At 65.2% G+C, this 24124-nt stretch carries 15 protein-coding genes and 1 tRNA gene; 12 read left to right on the top strand and 4 right to left on the bottom strand.

Annotated elements, in window-relative coordinates:
- Position 1: 1 nt before the first annotated feature.
- From der to PO883_RS20575, 9 genes are all read left to right on the top strand, one after another.
- Entirely contained in the window at positions 2 to 1345 is a 1344-nt protein-coding gene (der, locus tag PO883_RS20615; RefSeq protein ID WP_289311405.1) for a ribosome biogenesis GTPase Der, read from the top strand.
- 142 nt (positions 1346 to 1487) lie between these two features.
- A complete protein-coding gene (gene hfq / locus PO883_RS20610; protein WP_026354376.1) occupies positions 1488 to 1724 on the top strand; it encodes an RNA chaperone Hfq in 237 nt (78 codons plus the stop codon).
- A gap of 48 nt (positions 1725 to 1772) precedes the next feature.
- Entirely contained in the window at positions 1773 to 3017 is a 1245-nt protein-coding gene (hflX, locus tag PO883_RS20605) for a GTPase HflX (RefSeq protein WP_289311404.1), read from the top strand.
- Between the two features lies 1 nt (position 3018).
- Complete coding sequence (hflK, locus tag PO883_RS20600) at positions 3019 to 4266, top strand: FtsH protease activity modulator HflK (protein ID WP_289311403.1); 1248 nt, start codon at positions 3019 to 3021, stop codon at positions 4264 to 4266.
- Positions 4266 to 5162, top strand: a complete 897-nt coding sequence (gene hflC / locus PO883_RS20595) for a protease modulator HflC (protein WP_289311402.1) — start codon at positions 4266 to 4268, stop codon at positions 5160 to 5162. The genes hflK and hflC overlap by 1 nt, the downstream gene beginning before the upstream one ends.
- Positions 5163 to 5374: 212 nt before the next feature.
- The gene (locus PO883_RS20590; RefSeq protein ID WP_289311401.1) at positions 5375 to 6535 is read left to right on the top strand and encodes an ATP phosphoribosyltransferase regulatory subunit; all 1161 of its coding nucleotides are present in this window, start codon (positions 5375 to 5377) and stop codon (positions 6533 to 6535) included.
- Positions 6536 to 6540: 5 nt separating this feature from the next.
- Positions 6541 to 7854 carry an adenylosuccinate synthase gene (locus PO883_RS20585; protein WP_167089400.1) on the top strand — a complete coding sequence of 438 codons (1314 nt, stop codon included), beginning with the start codon at positions 6541 to 6543 and terminating at the stop codon, positions 7852 to 7854.
- A 24-nt stretch (positions 7855 to 7878) separates the two neighbouring features.
- Entirely contained in the window at positions 7879 to 8424 is a 546-nt protein-coding gene (locus tag PO883_RS20580; protein ID WP_054263762.1) for a phosphoribosyltransferase, read from the top strand.
- Between the two features lie 238 nt (positions 8425 to 8662).
- On the top strand, positions 8663 to 9847 hold the full coding sequence (locus tag PO883_RS20575; protein WP_289311400.1) for a hypothetical protein: 1185 nt from the start codon (positions 8663 to 8665) through the stop codon (positions 9845 to 9847).
- A 112-nt stretch (positions 9848 to 9959) separates the two neighbouring features.
- Here PO883_RS20575 and PO883_RS20570 read toward each other — a convergent pair whose 3' ends face one another.
- Positions 9960 to 12302 carry a hypothetical protein gene (locus tag PO883_RS20570; protein WP_289311399.1) on the bottom strand — a complete coding sequence of 781 codons (2343 nt, stop codon included), beginning with the start codon at positions 12300 to 12302 and terminating at the stop codon, positions 9960 to 9962.
- A gap of 248 nt (positions 12303 to 12550) precedes the next feature.
- Between PO883_RS20570 and PO883_RS20565 the strand changes: the two genes are divergently transcribed.
- Complete coding sequence (locus tag PO883_RS20565) at positions 12551 to 13150, top strand: MarC family protein (RefSeq protein WP_289311398.1); 600 nt, start codon at positions 12551 to 12553, stop codon at positions 13148 to 13150.
- A 98-nt stretch (positions 13151 to 13248) separates the two neighbouring features.
- On the opposite strand, the gene uvrB is transcribed toward PO883_RS20565, so the two are convergent.
- Positions 13249 to 15336, bottom strand: coding sequence for an excinuclease ABC subunit UvrB (gene uvrB / locus PO883_RS20560; protein ID WP_289311397.1), 2088 nt, complete (start codon positions 15334 to 15336; stop codon positions 13249 to 13251).
- A gap of 107 nt (positions 15337 to 15443) precedes the next feature.
- On the opposite strand from uvrB, the gene PO883_RS20555 reads away from it, so the two are divergent.
- On the top strand, positions 15444 to 16658 hold the full coding sequence (locus tag PO883_RS20555) for an amino acid aminotransferase (protein ID WP_289311396.1): 1215 nt from the start codon (positions 15444 to 15446) through the stop codon (positions 16656 to 16658).
- 115 nt (positions 16659 to 16773) lie between these two features.
- Positions 16774 to 16849: transfer RNA gene (locus tag PO883_RS20550), tRNA-Asn, on the top strand.
- Between the two features lie 55 nt (positions 16850 to 16904).
- Here PO883_RS20550 and PO883_RS20545 read toward each other — a convergent pair.
- Both PO883_RS20545 and PO883_RS20540 read right to left on the bottom strand, forming a co-directional pair.
- Positions 16905 to 18596, bottom strand: coding sequence for a ShlB/FhaC/HecB family hemolysin secretion/activation protein (locus PO883_RS20545; RefSeq protein ID WP_289311395.1), 1692 nt, complete (start codon positions 18594 to 18596; stop codon positions 16905 to 16907).
- Between the two features lie 71 nt (positions 18597 to 18667).
- Positions 18668 to 24112, bottom strand: a complete 5445-nt coding sequence (locus PO883_RS20540) for a YDG domain-containing protein (protein WP_289311394.1) — start codon at positions 24110 to 24112, stop codon at positions 18668 to 18670.
- Between the last annotated feature and the right edge of the window lie 12 nt (positions 24113 to 24124).

The following is a 24124-nucleotide window of genomic DNA, read 5'->3' as shown; positions in this document are numbered from 1 at the left end:
CATGAAGCCGGTAATCGCATTAGTTGGTCGCCCCAACGTCGGGAAATCGACACTCTTCAATCGCCTCACCCGCTCGCGCGACGCGCTCGTGGCCGACTTGCCTGGCCTGACGCGCGATCGTCACTACGGCGAAGGCCGGGTCGGTGAACGCCCCTTCCTCGTCATCGACACGGGCGGCTTCGAGCCGGTCGCCAAGGAAGGCATCATGTTCCAGATGGCCCTGCAAACCAAGCAGGCCGTCGCCGAAGCGGACGTGGTCGTGTTCATCGTCGATGGCCGCCAGGGCTTGACGCCGCACGACAAGACCATCACCGACTTCCTGCGCAAGTCGGGCCGCAAGGTGATGTTGGTCGTCAACAAAGGCGAGGGCATGAAGTACAGCTCCGTCGTGGCCGATTTCTACGAACTCGGCATGGGCGACCCGTACGTCATTTCGGCCGCCCACGGCGACGGCGTGACCGACCTGGTCGAGGAAGCCTTGAACGAAGCCTTCGCCCAGCGTCCGGACGACCAGGAAGAACTGGAACCGGCCGCGCGCGGCATCAAGATCGCCATCGTCGGCCGTCCGAACGTGGGCAAGTCGACCCTGGTCAACACCCTGATCGGCGAAGAGCGCGTGATCGCCTTCGACATGCCGGGCACCACGCGCGACTCGATCGAAGTGCCGTTCGAGCGCGAAGGCAAGAATTACACCCTGATCGACACGGCCGGTATCCGCCGCCGCGGCAAGGTATTCGAAGCGATCGAGAAGTTTTCGGTCGTCAAAACCCTGCAGTCGATTTCGGAAGCCCACGTCGTGATCCTGCTGCTCGACGCCCAGCAAGATATTTCGGAACAGGACGCGCACATCGCCGGCTTCATCCTGGAATCGGGCCGCGCGCTGGTGGTGGCCGTCAACAAGTGGGATGGCCTGCGCACCGACGAGCGCGACGAAATCAAGATCGACATCGACCGCAAGCTCGATTTCCTCTCGTTCGCCAAGACCCACTTCATTTCGGCCCTGAAGTCGCAAGGCATCGCGCCGATGATGAAGTCGGTCGACGCGGCCTATGCCGCCGCCACCGCCGACCTGTCCACGCCGCGCCTGACGCGCGCGCTGATCGAAGCGGTCGAGAAGCAGGAACCGCGCCGCAAGGGCTCGATCCGTCCCAAAATGCGCTATGCGCACCAGGGCGGGCAAAATCCACCGATCATCGTCATTCACGGCAACTCGCTCGACGCCATTGGCGAGCCGTACAAGCGCTATCTCGAGAAGCATTTCCGCGACACCTTCAATCTGGTAGGTACGCCGCTGCGGATCGAGCTGCGCGTGGGTAAAAACCCGTTTGCGCGCACGTCCAAGTAGGCGCGGACGTCCGACAGACAATTGCAAAACAGGTTACAGTAACCCAGGGACATCATTCGCCTCACAACAATGATGGTCCCGGCACTTGAAAAACCAGCGAGTCGCCTCCAATTCTTTACTACAACAACATCACGGAGCTGTTATGAGCAACAAAGGGCAACTGTTACAAGACCCATTCCTCAATGCCTTGCGCAAAGAGCACGTTCCCGTCTCGATCTACCTGGTCAACGGGATCAAACTTCAGGGCCACATCGAGTCCTTCGACCAGTACGTGGTCTTGCTGCGTAACACGGTGACCCAGATGGTCTACAAGCATGCGATCTCCACCGTTGTTCCGGCACGCGCGGTTAATCTCAATCTTGATTCCGAAGCTGAGTAAGGCCATGGGCGTCGCCACCCCGGGTCGCCTGGCCCTGCAGGGAGGCCTATGCGCGCAGCACTAGTCGGCATCGATTTCGGCGCTGGCGACTTCAACGCGAGCGTGGAAGAGCTGTCCTTGCTCGCCCGTTCGGCAGGCGCCGACCCGATCACCACCATCACCGCCAAGCGTTCCAGTCCGGACGCTGCCTACTTTGTCGGCAGCGGCAAGGCCGACGAAATCGGCCTGGCCTGCGTGGACCAGAACATCGAGATCGTGATTTTCAATCACGCCTTGTCTCCGGCCCAGCAGCGCAATCTGGAAAAACGCCTGAATATCCGCGTCCTCGACCGCACCAGCCTGATCCTCGACATCTTCGCGCAGCGCGCCAAGAGTCACGAGGGCAAGCTGCAGGTCGAACTGGCGCAGCTGCAGCATCTGGCCACGCGCCTGATCCGCGGCTGGACTCACCTCGAACGGCAAAAGGGCGGTATCGGCCTGCGCGGTCCGGGTGAAACCCAGCTCGAGACCGACCGCCGCCTGATCGGCGAGCGCGTCAAGGCCTTGCGCGCGCGTCTGGCCAAGCTGCGCAAGCAGCATGAAACCCAGCGCCGTTCGCGCGGGCGCAGCCATACCTTTTCGGTCTCGCTGGTCGGCTACACCAATGCCGGCAAGTCGACCCTGTTCAACGCGCTCACCAAGGCCGGCGTGTACGTCGCCAACCAGTTGTTCGCCACGCTCGACACGACCTCGCGCCGCGTCTACCTGGGCGAAGAAGTGGGCAACGTGGTCATGTCCGACACGGTCGGTTTCGTGCGCGAACTGCCGCACCAGCTGGTGGCGGCATTCCGCGCCACCCTGGAAGAAACCATCCACGCCGACTTGCTGCTGCACGTCGTCGACGGTGCCAGCCCGGTGCGCATGGAACAGATCGAACAGGTCAACCTGGTGCTCAAGGAAATCGGCGCCGATCATATTCCGCAAATCCTGGTGTGGAACAAGATCGATGCCGCCGGCCTCGAGCCAGCGGTCGAGCGCGATGAAGCGGGCAATATTTCGCGCGTATTCATCAGCGCCCACACCGGCGCCGGCCTCGACATGCTGCGCGAAGCCGTGGTCGAAGCGGCCAGGGCCGCGCCAGCGCGCAGCCATCTTTTTGAAGAGCAGGACGATGCCGAACCGGATGACGCGCCCGATGGCGACGACGCAGACCATGCGTCCGGCCACGATGCTGACGACGCAGACGATGCGGACGATGCACGGGACGCGCAACCGGCCGAAATTCCAACCTCCACCATTGTCGGACCTCGATAGCATGCTTGCTTCATTACTCAAACGCGTCGGCATCCGGCCGCCGCCCACTGTCCTGCTGCAGGACAGCAAACGTCCCGGCGAGGGCCCGCCCGATCTCGACCAGATGTGGCGCGACTTCAACCAGCGCCTGAACCGCCTGTTCGGTCCCAAGGGACCGGGCGGCGGCGACACGGGCGGTGGCCCCTACCGTCCCGACATGAAGGGCGCCAGCGCCACGGTCGGCGCGGCGGCGGCGGTGGTCGCCTTTATCTGGCTTGCCAGCGGCGTGTTCAGCGTGCTGGAAGGCCAGGTCGGGATCGTTTCGACCTTCGGCAAATACGCGCGCACCACCGGCCCTGGCTTGAACTGGCGCATGCCGTATCCGTTCCAGACCCACGAAAAAGTCAACGTCTCGAACCTGCGCACCGTCGAAATCGGTACCAGCGGTACCGCGCGCGCCAAGAATCCGCAAGAAGCGCTGATGCTCACCGATGACGAAAACATCATCGAGATCCAGTTCGCGGTGCAGTACACGCTCAAGGATCCGAAGGCCTGGCTGTTCAACAACTACGATACCGACGACACCGTGCGCATGGTCGCCGAAACGGCGATGCGCGAAATCGTCGGCAAGAGCAAGATGGACTTCGTGCTGTACGAGGGCCGCGAAAAGGTGGCCATCGATACCCAGCTGCTGATGCAGAAGATCGTCGACCGCTATGCCCTGGGCGCGCAGATCAACAACGTCACCATGCAGGTGGTGCAGCCGCCGGAGCAGGTGCAGGGCGCTTTTGATGATGCCGTCAAGGCCGGCCAGGACCGCGAACGGGCCAAGAACGAAGGCCAGGCGTATGCCAACGACGTGGTGCCGCGCGCGCGCGGTAACGCGTTCCGCCTGATGCAGGAAGCCGAAGCCTACCGCTCGATGGTCACCGAAAACGCCACCGGTAACGCGGCCCGCTTCACGCAAGTGATGACCGAGTACCAGAAGGCGCCGGCCGTCACGCGCGACCGCATGTACCTCGACACCATGCAGCAGATTTTCACCAGTGCCAGCAAGGTCATGGTGGACGCCAAGTCCGGCAGCAACCTGCTGTACCTGCCGCTCGACAAACTGATTGCGCAGACTGCCGCCAACGACGCCGCCATCGGCGCCAAGTCCGGGCCGGTGCAAGCCGCGCCGCTGCCGGCCGAGGTGCTGCAGCCGCTCGAACAGGTGCGCCAGCGCGACAACCGCAGCCGCGAATCCTCACGTGATCGGGAGATCCGCTAATGAACCGTTTAGTATCCATTCTGGTCGCCGGCTTCCTCGCGCTGATGCTGCTGTCCTCGACCGTGTTCGTGGTCGACCAGCGCACCTTTGCCGTGGTGTTCGCGTTCGGCGAAATCAAGGAAGTGATCAGCGAGCCTGGTTTGCACTTCAAGCTGCCGCCGCCGCTGCAAAACGTGATCTACCTCGACAAGCGCGTGCTCACGCTCGATACGCCCAATGCCGACCGCTTCATCACGTCGGAGAAGAAAAACATCCTGGTCGATACCTTCGTCAAATGGCGCATCATCGATCCGCGCCTGTACTACATCAGTTTCAGCGGCAGCGAGAAAAGCGCGCGCGGCCGCATGGACCAGATCGTCAAGGCGGCCCTGAACGATGAAATCACCAAGCGCACGGTGCGCGATGTGATTTCCGGTCAGCGCGGCAGCGTGATGGAAGCGATCCATCGCAAGGTCGAAGCCGAGGCCAAGCAGATCGGCGTGCAGATCGTCGACGTGCGCCTGAAGCGCGTGGACTATGTGGAGCAGATCAATGCGTCGGTGTACGACCGCATGAAGGCTGAGCGCCTGCGCGTGGCCAACGAATTGCGTTCGACCGGTTCGGCCGAATCGGAAAAGATCCGTGCCGATGCCGACCGCCAGCGCACCGTGATGCTGGCCGAAGCGTTCCGCGACGCCGAGAAGATCAAGGGTGACGGCGACGCCAAGGCATCGCAGATTTACGCCGAAGCGTTTGGCAAGAATCCGGAGTTCTACAAGTTCTATCGCTCGCTGGAAGCCTACCGCGCAACCTTCAAGAGCCATGGCGACGTGATGGTGCTCGATTCGAATTCGGAGTTCTTCAAGTATTTCCGTAGTCCGGGCGGGGCTGCGGCACCTGCCGCCGCCAAGAAGTAAGCACCGGCGGTCGGATCAAAAATGGGCGGGTCTGCGTTGCAGGCCCGCCCATTTGCTTTTGAGCGGAGGCCAAGCGTAACCAGCCCACAACTCCCTCCCGCACATTTGTTGGCTCCCTTAAACCATTTTCCTGTAAAATCGCTGATTCGGCGCTACATTTAGCACGACCGTGCGCGCCATATTGTCCGATTTTTAACTATCTCCCGTTGCCCATGCCGAACTGGCTCCTGCCTGAAAATATCGCCGACGTCCTGCCGTCCGAAGCGCGCAAGACCGAAGAGCTGCGCCGCCTGATGCTCGATAACTTCCGTTCCTACGGTTACGAGCTGGTCATGCCGCCGCTGCTCGAATACGTCGAGTCGCTGCTGGCCGGCGCCGGCCAGGACACTGAACTGCGCAGCTTCAAGCTGGTCGACCCGATGTCGGGCCGCATGCTCGGCCTGCGCGCCGACATGACCACCCAGGTCGCGCGCATCGATGCCCACCTGCTCAACCGCGATTCGGTCACCCGCCTGTGCTACGCCGGCAGCGTGCTGCATACCCGCCCGAGCGGCTTGCACGCCACCCGCGAACCGCTGCAGATCGGCGCCGAAATCTATGGCCACGCCGGCCTGGAAGCGGATGCCGAAGTGCAGGAACTGGCGCTCGCCTCGCTGGCCCTGGCCGGTTTCGGCTTTGATCAGGTGCGCCTCGACCTGTCGCACGCCGGCTTGCTGCGCGCGCTGCTGGCCGACGACGCCGCCGCCAAAAAAGATGAAGCGGCCCTGTACACGCTGCTGCGCGCCAAGGATACCCCCGGCCTGGACGCGATCAGCGCAGCGTACGCGCCGGCCACCCGCGCCGCGCTGCTGGCCTTGCCCGGCCTGTACGGCGACATCGACGTGCTGGCGCGTGCGCGCGAGCTCTTGCCGGCGCTGCCCGGCATCACGCGCGCGCTGGCCGAACTGGCCGCGCTGGCCGGATCGGCCCTGGGCCGCGCCGACGTGGCGATCGACCTGGCCGACCTGCGCGGCTACCAATACGAAAGCGGCGCGATGTTCGCGCTGTACGTGCCCGGCCTGCCGAATGCGGTGGTGCGCGGCGGACGTTACGACCATGTGGGCGAAGCATTCGGCCGGGCCCGTCCCGCGACCGGCTTTTCGCTCGATTTGCGCGAACTGGCGCGGCTCTTGCCGACCGCCGAGCGCAAACATTCGATCCGGGCTCCGTGGGGCAATGCCCCCGAGCTGCGTGAAAAAATCGCTCAACTGCGCAAAGCAGGCGAGGTTGTGATCCAGAGTTTGCCGGGTCACGACAATGAGCAGGACGAGTTCGAGTGCGATCGCGTACTCGTCCTCGAAAACAGTAACTGGATTCTCAAAAACTTAGGCTAAGTGTGATGTCAAAGAAAAACGTGGCAAAGAATGTCGTTGTCATCGGCACCCAGTGGGGCGATGAAGGCAAGGGCAAGATCGTCGATTGGCTGACCGATAACGCGCAGGGCGTGGTTCGCTTCCAGGGTGGCCATAATGCCGGCCATACCCTGGTCATCAAAGGTCAGAAGACCGCCTTGCAGCTGATCCCGTCGGGCATCATGCGCGAAGGCGTGGCCTGCTATATCGGCAATGGCGTGGTGGTGTCGGTTCCCGACGTCATGCGCGAAATCGACAAGCTCCAGGCGATCGGCGTGGAAGTGGTGTCGCGCCTGAAGATTTCCGAGGCGTGTCCCGCGATCCTGCCGTACCACGTCGCCATCGACGTGGCCCGTGAAGTGGCGCGCGGCGTCAACAAGATCGGCACCACCGGCAAGGGCATCGGCCCGGCCTACGAAGATAAAGTGGCACGCCGCGCGATCCGTATCGCCGACATGCTCAACGAAGAGCGCTTCGCCGAAAAACTGCGCGAAAACCTCGACTACCATAACTTCGTGCTGACCAATTACCTGAAAGCCGACGCGGTCGACTTCCAGAAGACCTTCGACGATGCGATGGCCCTGGTGCCACGCCTCAAACCAATGGTCGGCGACGTGTCGTCGCAGCTGTACGCGGCGCACAAGGCCGGCGGCAACCTGCTGTTCGAAGGCGCCCAGGGCTCGCTGCTCGACGTCGACCACGGCACCTATCCGTACGTGACCTCGTCGAACTGCGTGGCCGGCAATGCCGCCGCCGGCGCCGGCGTCGGTCCCAACATGCTGCACTACATCCTGGGCATCACCAAGGCCTACACCACGCGCGTCGGCTCCGGCCCGTTCCCGTCGGAGTTGCCGACGGATGCAGGCGTGGGCCACCACCTGTCGTCGGTGGGCCATGAATTCGGTACCGTCACCGGCCGTGCGCGCCGCTGCGGCTGGTTCGATGCCGCGCTGCTGCGCCGCTCGGTCCAGATCAATGGCGTGTCGGGCATGTGCCTGACCAAGCTCGACGTGCTCGACGGCCTGGAAACGCTCAAGCTGTGCACCGGCTACAAGGTCGATGGCCGCGATGTCGACATCTTCCCGGTTGGCGCGGAAGACGCGGCGCGCTGCGTACCTGTGTATGAAGAGATGCCGGGCTGGAAAGAAAGCACCGTCGGCGCCAAGTCGCTGGCCGAGCTGCCTGCCACCGCGCGCGCCTACATCAAGCGCATCGAAGAACTGGTCGGCGTGCCGGTCGATATGGTGTCCACCGGTCCCGACCGCGTTGAAACCATCGTCCTGCGCCATCCGTTCGAATAATCAGAATAAGAGTAAGGAATCATCATGACCACCCCTCCATCGACCGACAACGACCTCTGGGTGTCCTGGGACGAGTACAACCGCCTGATCGAGCGCCTGGCGCTCAAGGTCTACGAATCGGGCTGGAAATTCGACCAGGTATTGTGCCTGGCGCGCGGCGGCGTACGTCCGGGCGACGTGTTCTCGCGCATTTTCGATGTGCCGCTGGCGATCCTGTCGACCAGCTCGTACCGCGAAGAAGCGGGCACGGTGCGCGGCGACCTCGATATCGCCAAGTACATGACGATGACCAAGGGTCCGCTGGCCGGCAAGATCTTGCTGGTCGACGACCTGGCCGATTCGGGCGTCACGCTCGATAAGGTCACGCGTCACCTGAGCGAGAATTTCACCGGCGTGACCGAAGTCAAGTCGGCGGTGATCTGGGTCAAGGGCACGTCCTCGATCCGTCCGGATTACTTCCTGGAAGACTTGCCGCACAACCCGTGGATCCATCAGCCGTTCGAGGATTACGACGGCCTGCGTCCGCACCAATTGTCGGCATGGATGAAGAAGTTCGACAAGCCGGCATAAGACTGTTGCTGACGCTTGCCAACGGCGGGATGGATCACACGATCCTCCCGCCGTTTTTTCGTTGCGGCCACACTTTGTGCCGGAAATCTTGCGCCTGGTACTTTTAAGTGTCCGGATTGATCGCGCATTCGCGTGCGCGCATGATGGGAGACAAGCGCTAGCGACTTCCTGGTAGGCGGGCCGGCTGAACATCCCTACAGTGGAAGCCGATGCCCCCCTTCACACACAGGAGCCGACGATGACCACCATGACCGGAACGCTGGACCTTGGCCGGATCCCGGACGAACAGTTCGATCCGCATGTCCACTTGCGCGTTGCGGTCGTGTTCTACGACCAGGTGCTGGGGTCGGCTATCTTGAAGCCCGTCAGCCGTACGGTGCCCCTCGCGTTTTCCGTTCCATTCAGTCCGGCGCAGTTTGGCTTTCGGCGCTTGCCGGCGGCGCTGACCGTGGTGGTCGGCGCCGACGCCGCCGCGATCGATCTGCTCGGTACCGATACCCTGCGGCACGAGGTAGCGCTGGCGGGCTTGCTCAATGCGCCCATGGAGGCCTTGGCGATTCCGGTGGGCACGCTCAGGCCGGGCATTGCGCAGTACGGCCGCTGGCTGGTCGGCAGCGGATTTTTCCCGGTACCGGGTGGCGTGGCCTGCACCCCGCCTGACGAGGGCGCCCTGGACGCCGAGATCGCCGAACTCGGCAGCGAGGACGCCAGACGCAACGACTACACCATCGAAAGCGAAGACGACAACCCGGGCCGCCTGGTCGGAACGGCGCTGTCCGTTGACGAGGAACGCGCCCTCGACGTGATGGAGATCAGCACCGACGCCGCCGACGATCGCGGTGCCAGGGAGGTGCGGGTAGCGGGTAGTTGCAGCAGCCGGCCCTGGCATGTCGCGCCTTCCCTGCTGCGCTTGCGTGCCGAGATCAACCTGCGCTGGCCGGATCGGGACAAGCGCTCCGACGGCACCATCGGCGACCAGAGTCACTGCGAGCGCCCCAGCGACCACAATCCCAACGAGCGCAGCTCGGTCAATGCGGTCGATATCGACAAGGACGGTATCGCGCCGATGGAGGTGGTGCGCGCGGCACTGCTGCATCCCTCCACCAATTACGTCATTTTCAACAAGACCATCTGGTCGCGCCAATATGGCTTCCGTGCGCGCCAGTACACCGGCGCCAATCCTCACACGGCGCACGTGCACGTCAGCATCCTTCCGAGTGCGGCTGCCGAGCAAGACAGTCGTGGATGGCGCATCTGGCCGGTCGCGGCGCCCAAGGCCGTCACTGGCGCGGCGGCCTTGTCCGTGGATGGACTGCGCGCCGATGGCGCGCCGGCATTCGATGTCGGGCGGACCTATGAGGTGCTGCTGACGCTGGACGGCAAGCAGTTCGAGGTGGCGCTCACGGTGCTGCGCGCGCATTGAGGCGGCACCCGCGGGTGCGCCGTGGAAGAGGGCATGGACTGCCAGGCGCCGGGGCGTGCCCGGCGTCTGGCGCATCGTGTATCAGTCCGGGGCCGGTTGCCGGCCCCAAACATCAGCGCGGCACGATCGCGAATTGCGGCCGCTGGCTGTAGTCCGGCTTGATCGTCCGCTTCGCGAACACGTCCCACGCCGCGCGCGCATTCGGGATGCCGGTGCTGGCCGCCATCGCTACCGCCGGCTGCATATTGGCCGGGAAGCCTTCTTGCGAGCTTGCATAGCCCGTCATCTCACCTGCCAGCCATGGCGTGCGACCCGAGCGCTTGTCGATTTCGACCTGGGTGCGCCAGTTGGCCTGCAACTGGCTGCCGCACGGCTGGTCCACATACCGTTGGCCGGTGCTATTGACCAGGTCGGTGTTGTCCGCCGCGCGGAAAGTCGCCTGCCAGGCTTGGGCGAAGGTCGTGAAGTAGGGCGCCGTCTCGGTGGCGCGCACCGACAGGGCGTACACCGCACCATCCACCCAGCAATAGCCTGGCGCCGTCAGGCGGCCGACCGGGAAGCGGGCTTTCCAGTCGAGCAGGGTCTTGGACTTGGTGTAGCCGAGTTCGTACGCCTGGCCGATGCTGGAGGTGAAGAAATCATCCTGCCATGGCGACATGCCGGTCTTCGGGCCGCCCGGACCGGTGTAGGCTACCGCCGCAAAACCGCTGTTATCGATGAAGCCCAGCTGGTTGCTGTTGGCGGTCACGAAGGTGGCGGTGTACCAGTTCAGGTTATTGTCGATAATCTTGTTGAAGTACGCCTTCATTGGATGATCGTCCGGCGCGATGTAGGCCGCCTGCGTCAGCGAGCGCAAGGCCCACGCTTGTCCACGCACCTGGTGGCTCTTGACCAGGCCGGTGGCATGCTGGCGGTAGCCCGGGTTCTGGTTGATCAGGTTCCAGTTGGCCCAAAAGTTGAGCTCGTCCAGGTGATAGGTGTCGCCGGTGACCAGGTAAGGCAGGTAGGAGAACGATGGGTGGTGCGAGGTCTCCGGGGTGTATGGCGTCTTGCACTCGATGGCGGGAGTGCACTGCGGCATGTCTTCCCAGCGGTTGAGCGCCCGGTTGAAGCTGTCGCTACTGATGCGAATGTCGCGTATGAACGGGTAGTCGACGATGGACACCGGCTGGCCGGTGACGCGGTCGCGGTAGTGCATCGGCCAGCTACCGCTCAGGTCGCTCAAGCCCACGGTGACTTCCTTGGCGCGCTCATCCATGCTGAGCAGATACATCGCACCCCACGCATGGTTCAGGCCGATATCCGGGCGGCCACCCGTCGCAGGCATGTATTTGTCGACCATGGCCATGCCCATCGGGCCCGGCTTGGCCGCATCCCAGGTGGTTTTCATGGTGCTGAGCGCGGTCGGCGACATGGTCAGGCTCTGGTCGTAGTTCGGCACTGCCTTCGATGCGATCAGGTAGGCCGTGTTGTGCTTGATGTGGACCGACGGTTCGAGCTCGGGCCAGAACACCTTGCGCCAGCGCGCATGGTGATAGTGCTGCAGGGCCGCGATGTTGTAGATGCTTTTGCCGTTGATCAGCACTTCGGCGTTGTAGGTGAAGGTTTTCGGCGCTGGTTCATACGCCCAGTTGTTTTCGACGGTGACGTCGACCCGGACCTTGCCCCGCACCCCGTTGCCGCCAGTGTAAGAGCGGATCGCGAAGCGTGCGCTCAGGTGCGGATGGTTGACGCCGGCAGCGGACTTGAAGGGCGCCGACACCTGCCACTCGTTGACCATCGGGCCGGACAGCCAGGTCTGGTACGCGGTGCTTTGCAGCAATTGCGCCGCCGAAGCTGTGTACAGCTGGCCGGCCAGGGTCAGCTTGACGGTCGAGTCGAAGCCGCTGGCCAGCAAGGAGCCCGGCCCGGTGGCGGTGGCCGGCGCCGGCGCGGCGGCCGCGTTCAGGGCCAGCGTGCCGTTCTGGCCCGCAGCCATCTGCGGCAGGATCGCGGTGATGACCGCGTGGCGCACCGATCCGTCCGCGTGCCTGGCCTTGATGTTGACCTGCAAGGGCAGCTGGGCACCGGCATACACACCCACCAGGCCGCTTGCCGCAGGGAATGCGCCAGGCGCAAAGACTTGCCCGAACGTCAGCGGGACGTTGTATTGCTGGTAGATGGATTTGTTAATCAGCTGTAAAGTCGTCAGGGTGGTGCCGACCGGCGCCGGCAGCCCCAGCGGCGGGGCCGGGGTCAGCGGATTGCTCGGCTTGAGCGAGAGCAGGGCGCTGCTTTCCGCCTGCGTGCCAACGCCATCGGCGAGCGCGGCAGGCGGCGCGGAGACCGGTGCGGCCGGGGCCGACGCGGAAACTTGGTCCGGTGCGTTGCCACCGCCGCCGCAAGCGGCGAGCAGCACTGCACCAAGGCTGGCCAGGCCCAGTGAGGTACAAGCGCGGTAGTGAATAATTGACAAGGTGAATCTCCTTTAAATGTTTTATTGAAGGCAACATTATGCTGCTATGTTGTAATTGTCAACACGAAACAATGCGGAGGTGGTGGCGGGTAGGTGATGGCTGGAGGCAATGTTAGCGCGCACATTTCATGCGTTTCATGGGGAGCATGTTCAATATCATGGCGCTCGACATGGTGGTTTAATTGTCTGATTTTTGCCACGAATTCAGCACAATGGTACAGGTGCTGTGCGGCAAGTTATCATGTCGGATGACCCAAACTTTTATTCAAACCTTCATCCTGCTGATCCTGGTCACCGACCCGTTCGGCAACGTACCGCTGTTTGTCAGCGCCATGGCCAATGTGCCGGTCGAGCGGCGCTGGAAAGTCGTGGTGCGCGAGTGCCTGATCGCTTTCATGGTGCTGCTGCTGTTCATGTTCTTCGGGCGCCACCTGCTGGCCGCCATGCAGCTGTCCGAAATCTCGCTGCGCATCGGCGGCAGCGTGATCCTGTTCCTGATCGCCATGCGCATGGTCTTTCCCCAGCCGGGCGGCATGTTCGGCGATGCGGAAAAGGGCGGCGAGCCGTTCATCGTGCCGCTGGCCATTCCCGCGATTGCGGGGCCGTCGGCGCTGGCCACGGTGCTGCTGTTTTCGTCGGATACGACGGTCGAAGTCGTCGTTCACGTGGGCGCGCTGGTGGCGGTGGCGCTGGTGTGGCTGGCGGTTTTTCTCAGCGCCGAGCGCTTGCAGGAAAAGCTCGGCCCGCAAGTGATGACCGCTTTTGAACGTTTGATGGGCTTGATCCTGAGCGCGATGGCCGTCGAGATGTTCCTCGCTGGCATACGCGAGTTCATCAAGTCGCTGTGAGGCAGGGGGAGCGTCGCTGGCGTGAACGTGGCCAGCGACGCTGGTGGGGCGGCGCAAGGGGCGCTTGGCGTCGTCGCGCCGCCGCCCCGGTCCGCGATTTACTTGCCAAGGATTGACACCACATTGTCGGTGCCTGGTGCGCCAAATGCTTGCTGCTTGAGGACATGCAGCTGGTCGCGCACCTGCGCGGCCTTCTCGAATTCGAGATTTTTCGCGTGGTCGACCATCAGCTTTTCGAGACGCTTGATCTCCTTGCCGATCTGCTTTTCGCTCATCGATTCGACCTTGGCGGTTTCCTTGGCCGCGTCCAGGGTCTCGCGCGCCTGCTGCGGGCTGTAGACGCCGTCGATCAGCTCCTTGATCTGCTTCTTGATGCCGACCGCGGTGATGCCATGCTCGATGTTGTAGGCGATCTGCTTGGCGCGCCGGCGCTCGGTCTCGCCGATCGCCTTTGCCATCGAATCGGTGATGCGGTCGGCGTACAGGATCGCCACGCCGTTCAGGTTACGCGCCGCGCGCCCGATGGTTTGAATCAGGCTGCGCTCGGAGCGCAGGAAGCCTTCCTTGTCGGCGTCCAGGATCGCCACCAGCGACACTTCCGGCAAATCGAGGCCCTCGCGCAGCAGGTTGATCCCGACCAGCACATCGAAGGTGCCCAGGCGCAGGTCGCGCAAGATCTCGACCCGTTCCACGGTCTCGATATCGCTGTGCAGGTAGCGCACCTTGATGCCATGGTCGCTCAGGTACTCGGTCAGCTGCTCCGACATGCGCTTGGTGAGCGTGGTCACCAAGACCCGTTCATCCTTCTTCACGCGGTCCTGTATTTCGGACATCAGGTCGTCGACCTGCGACAGCGCCGGCTTGACGATCACCAGCGGGTCCACCAGCCCGGTCGGACGCACCACCTGTTCGACCACGTTGTCGGAATGCGTTTTCTCGTAGTCGGCCGGCGTGGCCGACACAAAAATCGTCTGGCGCAGCTTGCCCTCGAATTCCTCGAACTTGAGCGGGCGGTTGTCGAGCGCCGACGGCAGGCGGAAACCATAGTCGACCAGGTTGCTCTTGCGCGAACGGTCGCCGTTGAACATGGCGTTGAGCTGCCCGACCAGCACGTGCGACTCGTCGAGGAACATCAGCGCGTCTTTCGGCAGGTAGTCGACCAGGGTCGGCGGCGGATCGCCCGGCATCGCGCCCGACAGGTGGCGCGAATAGTTCTCGATGCCCTTGGTGAAGCCGATTTCTGCCATCATTTCCAGGTCGAAGCGGGTGCGCTGTTCGAGGCGCTGCTCTTCGATCAGCTTGTTCTCCTTGCGGAAGTAATCCAGCCGCTCGCGCAGTTCGAGCTTGATCGTTTCGATCGCGCGCAGCACCGTGGAGCGCGGCGTGACGTAATGCGAACCCGGATAGACGGTAAAGCGCGGGATCTTTTGGCGGATGCGCCCGGTGAGCGGGTCGAACAGTTGCAGCGATTCGATTTCGTCGTCGAACATCTCGACCCGGATCGCCAGTTCGGCATGCTCGGCGGGGAAGATGTCGATGGTGTCGCCGCGCACGCGGAAGGTGCCGCGCCCGAAGTCGATTTCGTTGCGCGTGTACTGCATCTGGATCAGGCGCGCGATGACGTCGCGCTGCGCCAGCTTGTCCTTGGCGCGCAGGGTCAGGATCATCTGGTGGTATTCGCTCGGGTTGCCGATACCGTAGATGGCCGACACGGTCGCCACGATGACCACGTCGCGCCGCTCCATCAGCGACTTGGTGCACGACAGGCGCATCTGCTCGATATGCTCGTTGATCGACGAGTCTTTTTCGATGAACAGGTCGCGCTGCGGCACGTAGGCTTCCGGCTGGTAGTAATCGTAGTAACTCACAAAATATTCGACCGCGTTTTGCGGGAAGAATTCGCGGAACTCCGAGTACAGCTGCGCGGCCAGGGTTTTGTTCGGAGCGAACACGATCGCCGGCCGGCCGGCGCGCGCGATCACATTGGCCATGGTGTAGGTTTTACCCGAGCCGGTCACGCCGAGCAGGGTCTGGAACGAGAGCCCGTCGTTGATGCCTTCGATCAGCCCTTCGATCGCGGTCGGCTGGTCGCCGGCCGGGGGGAACGGCTGGTGCAGCTTGAACGGGGAATCGGGGAAGGTGACGACAGTCGGCGACGGGTCGTGTGCAACGGATAATTCAGCCATACGATCAGACCTTTGTTAGAATGGTGTCCCGCTTGCGGCCCAGGAAACACCCAATCAGTATATGGGTCGCTGTCTATACAACCCAGCCGACACTCAAGTTTACCACGATGACTTCAACAGCTTCCGCCACCATCTTCAGCGCCATCGACATGGCCCCGCGCGACCCGATCCTGGGCATCACCGAGGCATTCAATGCGGACACCAATCCCGCCAAAATCAATTTGGGCGTGGGTGTCTATTATGACGACAATGGCAAAGTGCCGCTGCTGGCGTGCGTACGCAAAGCCGAGGAGCTGCTGATGGAGCAACTGGCGCCGCGCACCTACCTGCCGATCGAAGGCCTGGCCGCCTACGACGCCGCCGTGCAAGAGCTGGTATTTGGTGCCGGCAGCGCGATTATTCAAGAGAAGCGCGCGGTCACCGTGCAAGCCATCGGCGGCACCGGCGCGCTGAAAATCGGCGCCGACTTCCTGCAGCGCTTCGCGCCGGGATCAAGTGTGTATATCAGCGATCCAAGCTGGGAAAATCACCGCGCCCTGTTCGAGAGCGCCGGTTTCACCGTCAACACCTACCGCTACTACGATGCGGCCACGCGCGGCGTCGATGTCGACGGCATGCTGGCCGACCTGAAAGCGATGCCGAAGGGTGCCATCGTGCTGCTGCACGCCTGCTGCCACAACCCGACCGGCGCCGATATCACGCCCGCCCAGTGGGATGAGGTGATCGCGGCGATGAGCGCCGGCGGCCTGATTCCTTTCCTCGACATGGCTTACCAGGGCTTCGGCTCGGGCATCGCCGAAGACGGCGCCGTGGTCGGCAAGTTTGCCGCCGCCGGCGGACCGCTCTTGATCTCGAATTCGTTCTCGAAGTCGTTCTCGCTGTACGGCGAGCGCGTGGGCGCCCTGAGTGTGGTCGGCGCCAGCGCCGAAGAAGCGGCGCGCCTGCTCTCGCAGCTCAAGCGCGTGGTACGCACCAACTACTCGAACCCGCCGGTCCACGGCGGCAAGGTGGTCGCCACCGCGCTGACCACGCCGGAACTGCGCCAGCTGTGGGAAGAAGAACTGGCCGGCATGCGCGTGCGCATCAAGGAAATGCGCAACACCTTCGTGCAGAAGCTCAAGGAAAAAGCCCCGGCGCACGATTTCGAATTCGTGCGCGAGCAGGTCGGCATGTTTTCGTACTCGGGCCTGAGCAAGCAGCAGGTCGAGCGCCTGCGCCTTGAGCATTCGATCTACGCCGTCGACACCGGCCGCATCTGCGTGGCGGCCCTGAATTCGAAAAATATCGACCGGGTGATTGACGCCATCGCCAAAGTCCTTTAAGATCTTGCTTCTTCGAATTGAACGAAAGATTGGTTCGAAGAAGAGCATGGTGCTGCAGCGATTACTGCCAACAACTTGATGGTCTGATCATTACAGCATATAATGTTTCTTTTATTCCCTGATAGCTCAGTTGGTAGAGCGACGGACTGTTAATCCGCAGGTCCCTGGTTCGAGTCCAGGTCGGGGAGCCAGAATTGAGAAAAAAGCCACGCGTTTGCGTGGCTTTTTTCGTTGGTGCCGCGTTTGTCACATCACCCAGCCCGCCTGGAACAGCAGCCGCGTGCGCGACACCGGTTCGCTCAGGGCGGCGGCGCCGCTGATGCGGTGCGCCAATTGCAGCTTGAGCAGCAGGCCGCCGCGCAGCGTGCTCAGGCCCAGGCCGACGTCGCCCAGGCTGCGCGTGGCATCGATCCCGGCCGCCGCGTTGACCGACTTGGCCCAGCCGTAATCGGCGAACACGCTGGCGCTCACTTGCGCCGGCAGGGCGCGCGCCAGTTCGGCGCGCAGCAGCACCGCATGGTCGCCGCTCAGTTCGCCCGTCGGATAGGCCGCCACCGCGCTGCCGCCCGCCACGCTCATGCGTTCAACCCCGTCCAGTTTCTGATTGCCCAGCGCGGCCTGGGCCTTGATGCCGGTACTGAGCGTGAAATGGGCCGGCAGCGCGCTGGTGCGCAGCGCCGCCAGATTCAGTTTGGCGTAACTGCCCTGGGTCGCGTCGCCGGCGGCGTCGAGTGCCTCGGCCAGCGCATCCTTGAAGTCGAGCTTGCCGATGGTCAGGCTGGCGCTGCATTGGCTTTGCCCGTTTACGCCGAGCAGCATCCCTTCGCCGCGGCGCGCCACGCTGGCCGTCAGGCTGGCCAGGCGCTTGCCGACCGCGGTGCCGACCGAGCCGATCTCGTCCTTCAAATCCTTGTAGGCCAGGCTCAGGCCGGCATCGATGCTGTCCTTGCGGGTGCGCTTGAGCGGCTTGTTCAGGCTGAGCTCGGCGCCGCTGGCGGTGCCGGTGGCGTCCAGCGCCTGGTAAACGTCGCCCAGCTCGTAGGTGGTGCGGCTGACCGCCAGTTCGGCGCGGGTGCCGTCGTTGGCGACCAGCATCGAGTAGCCGAGCTGGCCGTTGAGCAAGCCGCCGTGGCGGGTGGCCATGCCGCTGGCGGCCAGGCGGTCGCCGCGACCGCTCGGCGAGCGCCACTCGGCGCTGAAGCTCAGGCGCTGCTTGCCGGTGTAGACCGAGCCGTGGTTGTCCAGCAGGACGTAGCCGGCCACGGCCGGCGTGGCGTCGGTGGCGATCGCGAAATCGGAGGTGCCGACCTGTTCGCCCGGCATCACATCGGCCTGGACCACGCGTGCGCCGGGGGTGTCGTTGATGATCAGCATGGCGCGTTCGAGGGTGTCGAGGGAAACGATGTCGCGTCCCTTGATGTCGTCCAGCAAGCCCTGGACCACGGCGTCGTTGACGCGCGAGCGGTTGTTGAGGATGAAGCGGCCGTAGTTGCCTTCGACCACGCGGATGGTCAGGGTGCCGCCGCTCAGTTCCTGCGCGGGAATGTAGGCGCGCGCCACGAAGTAGCCATGGCTGCGGTAGTGGCGGGTGATGCGGGTGGCCAGTTCGTCGAGCTGGGCCAGGGTCAGGGTCTTGCCCTGCTCCGGCAGCAGCAGGGCCAGCAGGGTGGCGCTGCCGATCACGCGGTTGCCTTCCAGCGCGAACTGGCGCACCACAATGGCGGGGCCGCCCCCCGGCAAGGCTTGCAGGGCGGCCGGTGCGGCGCCGCCGGGGACGGGCAGGGGTGGGGCTGGCCGCGCCAGCGGTGGCGGCAGCGGCTGCGCCTGGCGCACGGCGTCGCCGATGGTCGGCGGCTGCTGGGCCTGTGCGTGGACGGCGGCGGCGCCGAGGAGCAGGCCGAGGGCCAGCGAGAGGGTGGACGGTGGCAGTGTATTCAAGGAAAAAAATCCTTCGCGGTGACGGTGGGGCGCGCTGGCGCGCACGCGGGTGGGGGCGGGCCGGCAGCGCATCAGGGCGCTTTCGCGACGAACAGCAGCTGGTCCACGCCGGGCGGCAGGCGTACCCCGCCGTCGACGATCTCGGCCAGGCCGTTGCGGCTGACCGGCACCCGTACCTGGCCGGCCTTGCCGCTGCCACTGCCGCTGCGCAGCAGGCGGCGCGCCTGCTCCAGGGTCAGGGTGTCGCTGGCTTCGCCTTCTTCCGGGCTGGACTGGACGACCAGGGGCACCCCGTTGCCGAAGCGTACGCCCAGCCGGGGCAGGCTGGCGCCGGCGTCGGCCAGCAGCGGCGCGCTGCGGGCGCTGTCGAGGGCGCGCAGGAAATTGGATTGCGCCAGCACGCTGGCCCGGTCCGGCACCGTCACGCGCTGAGCATCGGCAATATTGTCGATCTGGCTGATCTGGACCGTGCCGCCGGTGCTGGCGCCGGCCAGAGTGTAGTTGCCGTTCGACAGGGTCAGGCCATCCAGGCCGGTGATGGTGGTGCGCCCGACGATGCCCGACAAGCCGGCGCTGCCGCCCAGGGCCACGCTGTCGCCGGCCAGCACGCCATCCAGGCGCAGCAGGTCGGCGCTGGCGCGCGCGCCGCCGTCGAACAGACGGCGCGTGCCGTCCGGCGCGACGATGGCGAGCGGGCGCGCGCTGACGGCCACGCTGCCGCGCGGCGCGCTGCCGGCCAGGGTGTAGTTGCTGTTGCTGAGGGTCAGGCCGGCCAGGCTGGCCACCGCCTGGGTGCCGGCATCCTTGCCGGCCAGCTGGGCGCTGCCGCCCAGGCCGGCCGTGTCGCCGGCCAGCACGCCTTGCAGTTGCAGCAGGTTCGGCGCCAGCACGCTGCTGCCGTCGTAGACGCGGCTGGCACCAGCGACCGGGCTCACCTCCAGGGTGCGCGCGGTGATGCCGACCGTGCCGCCCGGAACGCCGGCCAGCACGTAGTTGGGATTGTCGAGCGCCAGTCCGGCCAGCCCGGCCACGGCGTGCTGGCCGACATCCTTGCCGGCCAGGCTGAGCTGGCCGCGCAGGCTGACCTGCTCGCCTTCCAGCGCGCCGTCCAGGCGCAACAGGGCGGGGTCGAGCGCGCTGCTGCCGTCGTAGACGCGGCTGGCGTTGGCGGCCAGTTCCAGGCTGAGCGGACGGGGCGTGATCGCCACGCTGCCGCCGCTGGTCGACGCGACCCGGTAGTTGCCATTGTTGAGGGTCAGGCCGGACCAGTCGAGAATGGCCTGGTTGCCGGCATCCTTGCCGGCCAGGCGCGCGCTGCCGCCGAGGATGGCCGATTCGCCGGCCAGCAGGCCGTTCACCGTCATCAGGCTGGCGGGCGCGCTGGCGTTGCCGTCGTAGCGCTTGCTCGCTCCCGGCAGCGGCGCCACCTGTAGCGCCAGCGGGGTCACCCGCACGGTGCCGCTCGGGAGCGCGCCGCTCAGGATGTAGTTACTGTTTTTTACCGACAGATCGCCCAGCCCGGTGACGGCCTGGCTACCGGCGTCCTTGCCCGCCAGGATCGCCTTGCCGCTCAGGCTGAGCTGTTCGCCGGGCAGGGCGTTGCTCATCTGTAGCAGGCTGGCGTCGGCCACCAGGCTGCCGTCGTAGGGGCGGCTTGCCTGCGGGCGCACGCTCAGGGCCACCGGCAGGGCCGTCACGCGCACGCTGCCGGCCGGGATGGCGCCGTCGAGGCTGTAGTTCAGGTTGGCCAGGCTGAGCGTGCCCAGGCCGGTAATGGCGCGCTCGCCCGCATCCTTGCCCGCCAGCTGCGCGGCGCCGCTCAGGGCGGCGCTGTCGTCGCCTAGCACCCCGCTGAGCGCCAGCAGGCCCGGTCCGGCCGTGGCGGTACCGTCGTAGGGACGGGTGGCGCCTTCGATGGCATGCAGGCTGACCGGCCGCGGGGTGATCAGGACCGTGCCGGAGGGCGCGGCTCCCGTCAGCGCATAGTTGCTGTTACTTAGGGCCAGGCCGGAAAAACCGATCAGCGGCTGGCTGCCGGCATTGGCCGAGGCCAGCACGCCGCTGCCGCTCAGGGTCACGCTGTCGCCGCTCAGCACATTGCCGACCTGGAGCAGGCTGGCGTCCACGCTGGCGCTGCCATCGTAGGGCCGGGAACCGGCGCTGCTGATGCTCACCGGGCGCGGGCTGATGGTCGCCGCCAGGCTCAGCGCGGTTGGCGTAATAAACTGGTAATTGCTGAGCTGTCCAGCGTTCGGTCCGCTGCCGGTGCCGAGCACCAGCGTGGCCTGGACGGTCCGCGCGCCGGCGTTGGGGCTGTCGAAAACGCCGCTGGCGGAGAGCGCCAGGGTTTCGCCGTTGACCAGCCCGACCAGGGTGCCCGGATTGACGCTGGCCGCCGTCGTCTGGTCGTACACCTTGCCGGCAGCGCTGGCGCCGCTCACGCTGAGCATGGCCGGGATGACCGTCAGCGCACCCGGCGCGATGGTGATCTCGTAGTCGCTCAGCTTGCCGTAGCCGGCGCCCAGGGTCGGCACCAGCGTGTTGGCGTCGGTATAGCTGTAACTGCCGACCGCGCTGCTCGGGCCCACGGCCGCGCCCCAGTTCAGCGCGCCGATGCAGGCGAGGTTGTCGTCGCAGCCGCTCACGCTCCAGGCGCCCGCGCCCAGCGCCGGATTGGCCGCGCCATAGGTCTTGCTCAGGGCCGGGTCGGTCAGGGTGATCTGGATCGCATCGACATAGCCGAAGGTGCGCAGCACCGGATAGCCGTCGTTGAGCGTATCCTTGCGTCCCCATACCCCGCTGTGGAAGGTGAAGTCCCAGTTGCTGCCGGTGAAGGTGGCGCTGTCCTTCATTTGCGCGCTGGTGCGGCCGGTGCCGTCGCCGCTGGAGTTTTGCCCGCTGGTCTGGGTGTCCCAGAAACTGTTGGAGACGCCGCCGATGCTCACCCCCATCAGGCCGCCGACCCCGACCCCGCCGCTGGTGACCGCCCCGGTCGAGTAAGTCTTGTCGGCGGTACCCAGGTTGTTGCCGATCAGGCCGCCGACATAATTGCCGTTGCTGTTGACCGCGCCCCTGGCGTAGGCGTTGAGCACGTGGTTGCCGAAGTTCCTGCCGATCAGTCCGCCGACATTATCGCCGGTGGCGCTGGCCGACCCGGTGGCGTAGCTGGTATTGATCTCATTGTCCGGCGTGGGGACGCCGCCGCTTGCGCTGCTCAGGCCGATCAAGCCGCCGACCGTGCTGGTGCCGTCGACGGCGCCGCTGGCATGGCTGCGCGTGACCTTGCCGTTATTATTGTTGCCGACCAGCCCGCCCACATTGGTGGTGCCGGTCACGCTGCCGGTGGCGTAGCTGCCGCTGACCATGCCGCTATTGTTATTGCCGGCCAGGCCACCGACGTCGCCCTTGCCGATCACGGTGCCGCTGGCATGGCTGTCGATGATGCGCCCGTAATCGTTCTGCCCGACCAGGCCGCCGGTCCAGACGCCGCTGGAATTGGTGACGCTGTTGCTGGCGGAGCTGTTCGACAGGTTGATCTGGTAGGCCAGGTAGCCGGTCAGGCCGCCTACATTGTTGCCCGCCGAGGTCACGCTGCCGGACAGGTGCAGGTTGTTGTTCGTGCCATCGAAGATCGCCCCGATCAGGCCGCCGACATAGCCGCCCGGTCCGTTCACGGTGGCCGACGCGTAGCTGTTGTACACGCTGCCCATGTTCAACCCGATCAGCGCGCCCACGCCCTGGTTGGCGGTAATATTGGCATTGGCCAGCGCCAGATTGCGCACGGTGCCGTTGTTGGTGCCGAACAGGCCGACATAGCTGCCGGCCGGCTGGTTGATATGCAGGCCGCTGACGGTGTGGCCCAGGCCGTCGAAGGTGCCGGAGAACGCCAGCGGCCCGAAACCGGCGCCGCTGTTCCAGGCGCTGGTGGTACTGGCGTCGATCGGTGCGGCCAGGGCGTAGCGCCCGCTGCCGTTGCCGTTGATACCTTGCAGATCGACACTGGTGACGCTGCTGGGGGCGCCAAGTGCGTTGATCAGGGTGTAGCCGAGGTTGTTGATCGCCAGGATGCCGGTGCCGGCGCGGTCGATATCGATGCTGCCCTTGAACACGCCGGCGCCATCGATTCCTACCAGTACATTTTTGCTGGTATTGAAGGCGGGGGCGCCGGGATTGAAGTTGTAGCCGGTCTTCAGGTCCAGGGTCGAGCTGCCGCTCGCGCCGAGCACGGCATTGACATTGATGTTGCCGTGCGCTTCCAGGGTCAGCTTGTTGGCGTTCCAGGCCAGCGGCGCGTTGAGATGGATGTCGCCGGCGTCGGCGCCGGCGGCCTGGGTCTGGATCGTCACGTTGCCGGCTGCCAGCGCCGCCTCCAGGGTGGCGGCGCCCATTCCGCTCGCGCTCTGGCTGGCGGCGCCGGCGTCGACGGTAAAATCGGTGGGGTCGATCAGCCAGGTGCCGTTGCTGCCGCTGGCGGCGCGGGTGCCGACCGTGGTGCCGGCCGCGACGTTCAGGCGCGGGCCCGAGGTCTCGATGAAGCCGCCGTTGCCGCCCTCGGGCGCGCTGGCGTCCAGCCGGCCGCCGACCTCGACCGCGCCGCCCTCGCCGAGCAGGAAGATCTTCCCGTCGCGCTCGGCAATGGTGCGCGCGCGCACTTCGCCGCTGTTGTTGACCACGGTATTGAGCAAGCCTTCGGCGCTGTTGGCGGACAGGATCACCAGCCCGCCGTCGGCCCGGATGGCGCTGCCGTTGCTCACCAGCGCCGCCAGAGCGGCCTGGTCGACGACCACTCCGGCCAGCGCCTGTTCGCTGAACTTGAGGCTGATCTTGTCGCCGGCGGCCAGCGCCACCGTGCCCAGGCGGGCGCCGATCACGCCCTCGTTATGCACTTGCGCGCCGAGCAGGGCCACATAGCCGCCCTCGGCCGCGTTGATGGCGCCGGCATTGCGCACCACGCCGCCCTGGCCGCTGAAGCTGGTCCTGCCAGCCATGAAATCCGCATCGCTCAAGCCGAGCGTGCTGGCCACCAGGGCGCCGGTATCGACCCGCGCGCCCTTGCCGAACAGGACGCCGTTGGGATTGAGCAGGAACACCTGGCCGTTGGCCTTGAGCGCGCCGTCGATCACCGAACCTTCGTGGCCGGTGACCCGGTTCAGGGCCACGGAAGCGGCGTTGGGCTGCACGAAGGTGAGCGTTGCGTCCTTGCCGATGGAAAAATTGCGCCATTCGATGGCGGTCCTGGCGCTGGTCTGGGTGACCGTCATGGCCGCGCCATCCTGGCCAACCTGGGCCGTGCCGGCCGTCACCTGCGCGCCGGTGGGCAACTGGGCGGGGGCGGGCGGGGCCGCCGCCTGCACGCTGCCGCCCAGCAGTACGCCGCTCAATACGCTGGCCAGCAGGACGCCGCACCGGCCGCCGCACCGGCCGCCGGCGCGGCCGCCCCCGCCGTTGACTGTTTCCGCCGCGACCATGAAGCAGTTGCGGTGGCGATTCCATACAAGGCGATGGGTGCGGTTCATTGACTGCTCCGG

It is taken from the genome of Massilia sp. DJPM01, assembly GCF_030348125.1.
Lineage (GTDB): Bacteria > Pseudomonadota > Gammaproteobacteria > Burkholderiales > Burkholderiaceae_D > Telluria_A > Telluria_A frigida.
This window is presented reverse-complemented; position numbering and strand designations above follow the sequence as displayed.